This is a genomic window from Nocardia glycosmidis, from assembly GCF_052545115.1.
This window is the reverse complement of the sequence record NZ_JBQWRH010000038.1, coordinates 1-9,864: the sequence shown is the minus strand read 5'-3', so window position 1 is coordinate 9,864 and position 9,864 is coordinate 1. Positions and strand designations below refer to the sequence as shown.

The 9,864-nt window shown below is 64.6% G+C and carries 5 protein-coding genes and 1 pseudogene; all 6 read right to left on the bottom strand.

All coding sequences use genetic code 11. The features are described from left to right. Positions 1-593: 593 nt before the first annotated feature. The 6 genes and pseudogenes from ACT86A_RS27240 to ACT86A_RS27215 all read right to left on the bottom strand — a co-directional run bounded on the left by ACT86A_RS27240 (position 594) and on the right by ACT86A_RS27215 (position 9,470). Complete coding sequence (locus ACT86A_RS27240) at positions 594-1,010, bottom strand: hypothetical protein (RefSeq protein ID WP_445095085.1); 417 nt, start codon at positions 1,008-1,010, stop codon at positions 594-596. A gap of 460 nt (positions 1,011-1,470) precedes the next feature. Continuing rightward, positions 1,471-2,079, bottom strand: a complete 609-nt coding sequence (locus ACT86A_RS27235) for a DUF6301 family protein (RefSeq protein ID WP_445095084.1) — start codon at positions 2,077-2,079, stop codon at positions 1,471-1,473. Positions 2,080-2,101: 22 nt separating this feature from the next. Then, positions 2,102-5,227, bottom strand: a complete 3,126-nt coding sequence (locus ACT86A_RS27230) for a hypothetical protein (RefSeq protein WP_445095083.1) — start codon at positions 5,225-5,227, stop codon at positions 2,102-2,104. 1,065 nt (positions 5,228-6,292) lie between these two features. Further along, the gene (locus tag ACT86A_RS27225; RefSeq protein ID WP_445095082.1) at positions 6,293-6,673 is read right to left on the bottom strand and encodes a hypothetical protein; all 381 of its coding nucleotides are present in this window, start codon (positions 6,671-6,673) and stop codon (positions 6,293-6,295) included. 316 nt (positions 6,674-6,989) lie between these two features. Continuing rightward, positions 6,990-7,298: pseudogene (locus tag ACT86A_RS27220) on the bottom strand (IS1634 family transposase); the annotation flags it as partial. 15 nt (positions 7,299-7,313) lie between these two features. Continuing rightward, positions 7,314-9,470 carry a recombinase family protein gene (locus tag ACT86A_RS27215; RefSeq protein WP_445095081.1) on the bottom strand — a complete coding sequence of 719 codons (2,157 nt, stop codon included), beginning with the start codon at positions 9,468-9,470 and terminating at the stop codon, positions 7,314-7,316. Between the last annotated feature and the right edge of the window lie 394 nt (positions 9,471-9,864).

Here is a 9,864-nt window from a genome sequence, read left to right as displayed (position 1 = left end):
CAACGCGTTCGCGATCACCTTCGCCGACCGCTGGCCCGACGCCCAAACCTACTGAGAAACAACGCCGGAAACACCGTTGGCGAGATAGTCCCCGCGGCAACGGTGGGATCTGATCGGATAGATCTTGGTACAACTATAAGTCAACGCCACGTGGCTTGAGTGGTGCGCCCGTGTCGTTGTGTTGCTTGATATTCGTATGGCGGGGCGCACTCTCGCAGGTCGTGGCCATTGCTGTGGTGGCACGTCCGGATCAGGTGATTCTTGGTGCGCTGGGCAGGAGCGGTAGATCGAGATCGGGTCGATAACGGGGTCTCGGTGCGAGGGCTCGGTCGGATGGATAACTGCCGCAGCATGTCGCGGCGTATGTGACGTGCCTGACCGCATCAAAGACGGGGAACTGATCGCACTGCTGACCACCCTCGCTGATCCCGCCGACGATCTCGCCGCTGCCTGCCACCGAAGATGGGAGATCGAAACCGCAACACGCATCCCCGAATACCGACACCCTGACCAAAGTCAGGTCGAACGTCAAGCCATCCACCGCGGCACGTTCCGCAACGTCCGTGAACTGACCACCAAGATCCGCGAGTTCATCAACAGCTGGAACCCACGCGCCAAACCCTTCGTCTGGACCAAACCGCCGCGGTTCGTGCGTCGAGGCGGATGCCGTCGCCCACTACCAGCGGGTTTACGGCAAGCTGATTGTCCTCAAATTTTGCGCCAAGCCCGAATTTCGAGTCCACCGCTACCAATCTGCGGTTGTCATCGATCGCCAGGAAGTCGGGTTTTATCGTTTTCGGACCGTATTCCGTGTCGATGGTCATTTCGGGCTCTTCGGCGACGATCCGATATCCCTGCAGTTTGAGTTTCGCCCGGGTCCACGCCTCACCGATGAACCTGCCGAATTGAGATTTCTTGCCGTATGGCAGATCGTCCGGGTAGTTCCACGGTGCACGCGGACCCTCACCGGCCGGTCTGAGGTATCGGGGGTCGGGCTGAGCCTTGCCCATAATCTCGTCGGTGAGCCTGCGAGTCTCGTCCGGGGAAAAATACTGGGTTTGCGGGCACCTCGGCCACCGTTAATCGCCCAGTCGGGCATCGGGACCTTTTCGGGCAACCCTCCTCCTGGGCGGGGGCGGTACCACTGACGGTTTTTCGGCCCAGGGTAGACGCCGACCGGCCAATGTGACGGCGGAGTGAATTCGTCGCGCCTTTCCAGGGAATGCTCGGGCCGACGGCGCCAGGAACGATTGCGCGGGTATCGAAAAGGCAAGACGATTCACGAGTCACGCCGGTCGTCGCGACGACACCGACCCTGTCAGCCAGCCCCGGACCGGCCACCTCCAACACTTACCGACGGTTCACTCTGCCGAACCCGACCACACCCAGCATCTTCGCGGTCCAAGCCCTCACGGAAAGATCATTTCCCGCGACATGGCGCTCCCTGTCGTCTTCATGTGCGGACGAAAATCAGTGCGGTCGCCAGACAGGGTCGAGGTCGGGAGTGAGTTCCGGATCGATCCGACGATCGATCTCGTCCTGCCACGCCTGATACGCAGGACTGATCAGCCGGACACGGACAAACGTGCCGCTGGTGGCAAGTTCCAGGACGACCTTGTCCAAGTCCCAGCCCAGACTTCGATTCGATTCATGCAGCGACCAGCGGGTCGGCCTCTGCCCCACCAGTTCGAACACTCGCTGGGCCAGTTCATCGAACGCGTTGTTGAACACTGGCGTCACACTTGGATCATCGAGAACAACGTCGCTGCCGAAGAACCAAATCCCTTCGAGAGACCTCGAGGTTCCAGGCCGTACCGTGTTGTCGAGGTACACCGTCGCCTTGGTGCGGTTGACGTCGAGGTTGGTGGTGAGCAGAGGTGATTCCTGGTCTAAGTTCTCGAGTTGCCATCCGACTCGTTCGGCGAAGCCCGGCAGGTCGGCGACGGTCCAGGTCCAGTCGAATTCCCTAGCTGTCTGTATGACTTGGATGGCCCGGTCGGAATCTACTCGCATCGGTGTGGACCGCTCTTTCTCTGTAGGCAGGGCTGTCGGTGTCGGGGTTGGTTTGTAGCTTGACACATCCTGCTGACAGACACGGCTCTCACAGGTAGGTGAAGCATTTGAGCCGTTCAGCCTCGGAGATGGCCTGGTCGGCGCGCTTGGGGGTTGTGATGGTGACGGTCAGGGATTGATCGGTGGGGGTGCGTTGGGGCCACAGCCCGGGCTGCAGCGTGGGAACGGCCGGGACCTCAACAGCCAGCTGCGACAGTGCCGCGGTGTCATGGAGGTGTCCGCGGGCCAGGTCACCGAGCCAGTCTCGGGCTCGGTTGAGCAGGCCCTTGAGTGGGTTGACCGGTGCCGAGTCGAAGACGGGGGTCGGCAGGGGTTGGGCTACTCCGTGCAGGGTCGGGCCGGGGTTTTGTTCTTCCGGGGGTGCGCCGGGCTTGTTGCCGGTGGTTTTGCCGATCTCGGTGTCGGGGGGGACGGCATCGCCGATCTTTTCTTGGGTGGAGCCGTAGATGTCGATCTTGCCGTTGGTGTCGGTTCTGATCAGCCGGTACCCGATCTTGGTCGGGTCCTCGTTCTGCACCGCGTCCCACATGCCGCGGTCGATGAGCCATTGCGTGAAGACAGGGTCTTTTGCGGCGTCTTGTTCGAGTTTGTGCCATAGGTAGGGGTCGGTCATCTGCTGGGCCTGATACGCGCCGTCGGGAATGAGCGCGTCGCCGACCTTGGGATTGCCCGGGTTGCCGCCCTTGGCCTCCACGATCATGAGCATGCCGTCTTTGAAGGCGACGATATCGTGCTTGTTGCCGCCTTTGGGGCGGACGTTGACCTCCCACCCGTCGGATCTCAAGACCGCGATCGCGCCCGCCTGACCGAGCAGTTCCTTGGCCGTATCGATCGGCGCCTGCGCCTGCCAATACGCGGCCACCGCAGACTTAAGCGGCTCTGAGTCCAGCCCGACCGCTTCAATTCGGTCCAGCTCGGCTCTTAGTCGACTGCTTCCGCCGAGTAGTTCGGCGATGTTCGCGCCGCTTGGGCTGGCCAGGAGTGCGACGGTGTCGCGGTGTCTGTCTTGGAAGGCCTGGGTGTCGGCGACGTGGCCGATGTGGGCGGCCAGGATGGGCCGGTACTTTTCGTCGACGTCTTCGAGTTTGCCCGACCATTGCTTCAGCCAGAACAGGTCGGCCTTGAGGCTGATCGATGATTTGGGAGCGATGGTGCCGGGTTGCTGGCCTCGGGGGTTGCCGGTGCCGTTGCGCAGGATCCCGTTTCCGTCCCAGAAGGTCCCCTCGACCGGGACCGGAAGTTGTCCCGGCTTCGTGCTGGGAAACATCACCCGCTGGTGAGATGTGTTGGGGTCATCGGCCGGGTTCGGCCGGGTGACCGGTGGGGAATGGGGGTCGGTCGGTGCGCTTGTACCAGGAGCGGGGATCGTGGGTGCCGACCCGGTCGGGTTGTGTGCCCAGGGGGCTGACCCGGGTCCATAGGAGCGGTTCGCGTCGGGGCCGGTGGTCCCTTGGCCTGGTAACGGAATGGGAATGCCCAGGCCTCTGCGTGTGTCGGTCGGGGTTGAATCACCGTGAGGCCCAGCACCCTCCGGTGTCGCGGGCACCTGCCTTCGAGGCGTCGGTGTTCCCGAGCCCGGATCCATAGCCGGAGTCGGCAGTGATCGCGGCCCGCTGGGGGCGTGTGACCACTCATTCGTCCAGGGTTTCTCCCACAGGGCCGGGCTATCAGCGGGTAGACCTGCAGGCACAGCATCCTTGGGGAACGATGGCATCCCACCGTCGCCAGAGCCGGGGAAGAAATCCTTGGGGAGCTTCGGGATCTCCTTCGGTGCCCGGGGGAGTTTGGGGAGGAATAACAGGGCGGTGCCGAGGACAGCGTCACTGATCGTCTGGCCGGGTTGCTGGTTGTAGTTCTCCCAGTCGGCGCCGATGGCGAGCTGCGAGGGAATGTTGAGTGTCCCGAGTACGTTGTCCTTCGGGGTGTATGCGGCGTTGTCGTTCAATCCGCCGCCGAAGGTGCCTTCGTAGCCGTCGATCGCCATCAGTGCGAGGCCGGCACTGAGTGCCAGAGACATGCCGGCCATACCGGCTAGAGCATCCTTCTGGTTCAGGCGCTTGGCTTCCTCGGGCGACAGATTCGAACCGCCGTAGGTCTTCGAGTTCTGCCCCAGCAGCGAGCGAGTGCCATCGATGACGGACTCGGCCGAATTGCCCATGTAGTCCCAGGTTTTCTCCCAGTTGCTCCTGTTGTCTGGATACACCCGCTCGGGCGCCGGCCGGTGAGTGAGGATCTCGCCCTTGCTGTCGACGACGACGAGTGAGCCGTCGTCGCCGACCCTGGTGGTGGTTCCGCGTGGGTCCCGGAAGGTGAAATAGCCTTTCTCCGGGGAGATCTTGGAGCTGAACCTGTCGCTGTAGGCGCCGGTCGAGGGATCGAGTGTCTGCATGTGGACACCGACCGAGCTCTCCTCGGTCCGATACATCAATGGCGAGTCGGCGGGGATCTCCCAGCGTTGCGGCGATCCCAACGTACCGGTCGGCAGGATGCGCCAGCCAGCCCCGTCGCTGTTGATCTCGCCCGTCTGCCACCCGACCATGCCCCCGGATTCGGTGGACCGGTTTCGCCAGTAGCTCAGATTTCCGTACTTGTCCTGGTAGACATTCTGGTACACATCAGGGTGCCCGTCCGGGCTTGGTACGACTCCCAATTGTCCTACGACTTCACCGTTTTCGATCAGTGGAAACGCATGCTGGAAGTCGGGCAGGTAAGCCTTGGCGCTATCAGGTGCGCCGGTCGTCGGCGTGCCCTGGTTATAGATGCCCGCGTACGGATTGCTGTAGGTCGTATCCTGACCGACGTAGATCGACGGTCCGTCCTTGACATCGACCCACTCCTGGAATCCGCCGCCCCGCTCGTTCATGGCGGCTCGCATGGATCCGAGCAATCCGCCGTCGGCGCCGACGACGCTGATGTCCACGGACTTGTTCCCGTTTCCTTCGGGAATCTCGTAGTTGACGGTCTGACCGTTGGTTCGGGTGACCGACCACCGGTCGCCCTCTTTGAGCCCGCTGAGGTCAGGCATGCCACCGAAATCGACCAGCGGCTGCGCCCGGCCCGATATGTCGGGCTGGGTCGGTCGGGCGGGTTCGGCGGCCGAAGGTCCACCCGCCTTCTGGGGCTTCTTGCTGAACGTGCCCTTCTCTTTGGCCACAGGGATACCTCGACATTCATGGGAGCCGCTCCGTCACAGAGCGACCAAGGCTGGAAATAGCAAGTGCCGCTCCCGATCCGAGGATCGAAAGCGGCACGATGTCATTCAGAAGACGTGCGATGCGGTATATCGCCTGAACACCAGACGGTCTCGGAGTAGCCCGAACGAGCCGGACAAGGTTGTCAATATCAAGCGTCAGCCGAGCGGTTCGACTATGGGAAAGCTGGGCGACCACACTCACCGCAGATCCGAGACGCCTTCGGGCCGACAGTGGCGCCGCAGCCGAACCCGGTCACATTGGATCGGGAACAACGGCGGCCGGACACCCGATGCATCCGGAGACACTGGGCGCGCGATGGTGTGCGGGCTTGTCACGGTCTGGTTGAGCAGTGCGATGTCGCGGTCGTGTTGTTCGCCGCTGCAGGTGGCATTGATGGCGATGACAGCCGCTGAATTTCCGGAACGAGTAGGCCGTGTGCGGTGTGAATGAGAAGGTTTCGCGCCGGGCACGGTGACGGTGCTCTGCTGGCCGGTCAACCCGTTCGCCAATGGACCGACTGTTCTGCTGATCATTCCGCTGCACAAGGTCAGGGTCTGCCCATCTTTGGGCGGACCGTTCTCGATGACAACCAAGACATCGAGCAGATCGCCCACGCCCGGCTACTGCTGCGGCCGCGTGAACAGGATCAAATCCGAGCTCTGACCATCCCCGCTGCTGCTCAGCAGTCAGCGGCATCGGCTCAGTCGGCTTCGCGGGCTTGGTATCGCCCCGCGTAGGTGAATGTGGCTGTCTGGGCTTGCCTTGACTTTCCGTGATCGTCGGGTCCTGCGCAGCAGGCTGATTCATAGCCGAAGGCAGTGTGGTATGGGTACTCGCCGCTGCTGGCGAGATTTGTCGACGCTTGGGGCTGCCGTGCCACGCCGGTGCAGGTGAGACGTCGACCAATCGACGTCAATCTGACGGCTGACCGCGCGATGTGCCTGGGCGTGCGGAAGGCTGGGGAGATACGATAGTGCCCCTGCCTCGAACGGGAGGCTGGGGCACTATCGCCGCGGGATGTGGTGTCAGGTGATGCGGGTGTAGCTGCCCGCACTCGCGGTGAGGGTCGCCGAGTAAGCCGACCATTGACCGTTATCGACGACCTCGACAGTCACCAAATCACCGTTACCGACGGTGACCGTCGCGGACGCGGTCGACGGACTCACGGTGGCGGTAGTACCGGTAGCGATCACGGTGCCGTTCTGCTTCAACCGCACCTGGATCGAGTTACCGAACGCCCCCGCCGTCCACGCCACACTCGCCGACACCACCGCCGACGCCTTACCCCCCTGGCACACCAAAGCATTCGACGACACCGTCGATCCCGGATAGCTGCCGGTGTCGGCGGTCCATCCGGTGATCTGCGTCCACGAACCCGACGTCGACTGCGTACCGTTCTTGGTCATGCCCGACGGCTTGAACCCGGTGTCACCGCCGCCGACAGGGTGCCGGTGCCCGACCACACGACCGGACCACCGGTCGCCGCCGTCAACGAGCCGGCGCCACCGACCGAGGCCAGCGGACCCTGTAGACAGTACCGCGGGAGCGGTCGGGATCGCCGCGACCGCCGCAGGGGCCGGCGCCATCGGTCGACTCGCCATCGACCGGGTGAACCCGACCAGGCTCTCGCTCCACCAGCCGATCCTGCCTCCCGGCGCCGAGCCGACGCCGCACACCGCACCGAGACCCCTCAACCACGGTTCTATCCTGAGTTGCACAGGTTTAGTGACCCACGTCGGGTCGTCGCGGGTGCGGAATGCCGAGGGTGGTGAGGATTTCGGCGGCTTCGCCACCGACCGGGTCGGCGGCGAGGTGGGGATGGCCTGCGATGACGACGGTGATCTCTTGTAGTGGCCGCAGGACCCGGACCAGGCGGGCGATGCTGATTCCGGTGGATTCTTGCAGGTAGCGGGCAACCGCGAGGGCGGTGAACACGATCGTCAAGTGCGCTTCGATCGCGTTGCGGGTGCGGTGGAACATCGGCCGCGCCTTCAAATCGGTTTTCGACATGCGGAAGGACCGCTCAGTGTGTCAACCACAATGCATTCATAACTGTGGTTCGGCTGCGTGTGTGGTGGGTTCGGTGGGTGCGGGGTCGTTGTGCCAGCGGCGGCGGACGTGGTGGCTGCGGAGCTGGCGCAGGCGCTCGAGTTCGGCGGGGTCGGCGGTGATGATCCAACGCCGGGTGTCGGTGTCCTGGTTGGCGGTGACCCAGCCGCGGCGGATCCAGTTGTAGACGGTGACCGGTGGCATGGCCAGCTCGGCGGCCAGCTCGGGCATCCACCATGTGTGCGGTCCGGGTGGCGGGGCAGGCCGCTGGGTGCGGCGGCCGGATCGGCCGGTGGTGGCGCGTAGCCGGTTCACCAGATCCCGGATCGCTTGGGGTCCAAATGTTTCGAACCGTTTGGGCGGCCGCAGTCCCTCGGAGTTGAGGTGTTCGGCGATCTGGGCATCGGTCAGGCCGGCGTCATCGAGTTCGAGCACGCGGGCGACCAGCCGCGGGTAGTAGGACAGTTGTTCCAAGCGCGCGACCGGGCGGGTGAGTTGCCCGCTGGTGTGGTGCCCGCCGGCCCAGCCGATCTCAGTGGTGACCTGTTCGCTGTCGCCGATCACGGTCACGGTCACCACGTCGATGACCGCACGCAGCAATTGCTTGCGGTCGGTGTTGGTCGTGGTGACCGCGTGCCAGAGGGCCGGGACATCGGCGGCGAGACCGCGGATGCGGTCACGGTCGGCGGCCGACAGCACTGGCGGGGTGGCGGCCAGGAACCGGTCGTGGTCTTCGCGTAACCGTTCCAGCTCGGTCAGCGCCTGTTCCCAGTCACGCTCCAAAGTTCTTACCACTAAACGGTTTTCCGGTTCGGCCAGCCGATAGCAGCGGGCGGCCCGGTCGGCGGCGAAGGCGGCTCGTTCCAGCCGCTGGGACCACAAGGTCTCGAGCCTGCCGCGTTCGGCCTCGATCTCGGCCGCCGCGGCGAGGGAGACCTCCAACGCTGCCGGGGCCAGAATCTCGAGCAGTGCCGCGCTGACGTAGGCGTCCACGCATCGGCCGGACAGACGCTGACAGCAGGGCAGGCCGTAGTCGGCCCGCGCGCGGCAGCAGACATAGGTGTATCCGTTGACGACGCCGTCACGGTGGGTGTAGTGCACTGTCATCCTTGCCCCGCATCGCCCGCAGCGCAACAGCCCGGGCAGCAGCGCCGGGCCCTCCCGCACGGCACCCGGTGTGGCGGCGGTGGCCCGATTGGCTTGCAGCCGCGCCAGATTCGCCCGCCAGCGGTCGGCGGTGATGTAGGCAGGCAACCGGCCCGGCAGCACCACCTTCCACTGCTCCATCGGCACGCTCACCTTCCCCGTCGACGGCCGCCCGGCGATCCGCCGCCGCGGATCGACCGATCGGCGCCCGTGCGCGTAGATCCCGGCGTAGATCGGGTGGCGCAGGATGTTGTTGACCGTCATCCGGCTCGGGCGCCGCCACTCCAGCTCACCGGCGTCCGGGCCCTCCCGCAACCGCACCCCGATCCGGATACCGTGCTCGACCAGATACCCCAGCACCGCGTTCACCGTGCCCAACTCGTCGAACAAGTCGAAGATCAGCTCGATAACCGTGCGAACCTGCTCGTCAGGGTCCTTGACGACCTCCCCGGACGGGCGCAGCACGTATCCGGTCGGGACCGCGAAGAACAGCTCGCCCCGCTCGGCCTTGGCGAGGCGACCCGAGGCCATCCGCTGCTTGATCAGGTGCAGTTCGACCTCGCTCATGGTGCCCTTCAACCCCAGCAACAGCCGGTCGTTGTACTCGCCCGGATCGTAGACGCCGTCACTGTCGGCCAGCAACGTCGCGGCCAGCGCGCACAATTCCATCAGCTGATACCAGTCCCGGCCCGACCGGGCGAGCCGTGAAACCTCCACTCCCACAACGATCCCCACGTGACCCAACCCGACCTCGCTGACCAACTCCGCGAAACCCGTCCGCCCTGCCGTGCTCGCTCCCGACATCCCCACATCGGCATCGATGACCTTCACCCGATCCCGCGCCCACCCCAGCGCGATCGCCCGGTCGACCAGCCCGTACTGCACCCGCAGCGACTCGGTGTGCTCAACCACCTGACGCATCGTCGACTGGCGCACATAGATCACCGCCAGCCGATCGGTGTGCTCGGCCCTCACCTTGCCCGGCCACTGCGGAATCTGCACACTCATCGTCGGTGTCTCCCTCACCCGAGCACGTCAGACGCCTGCGGATCATCACGGTCAACACCCGGACCGCCGCGACCCGGCTCGCCACAGGCAGATCCGCCCACTCGATCGGCTCCGGCCTCACCGCCGGCCTCCACACGCACAGTTGCCTCGACCCGCCGCTTCAACCGCTCGACCACCACAGCCATCCGCAGCAAGCCCTCACGTCCAATCATCAGCCCCTCCAGCCCGTTCCGGCTACAGGTGCATCATGAACCGCACGCTTCGACCTGCCACAAGTCGTGGTACTTGCCGATCACCTCGCCCGCGGTCATCACCTCGGCGGGAAGGTTGGACACGTAGCCCTTCAACCCGACCAACGACCGTGCCCGGGCCAGGGACGCCTCGTCTACGGATC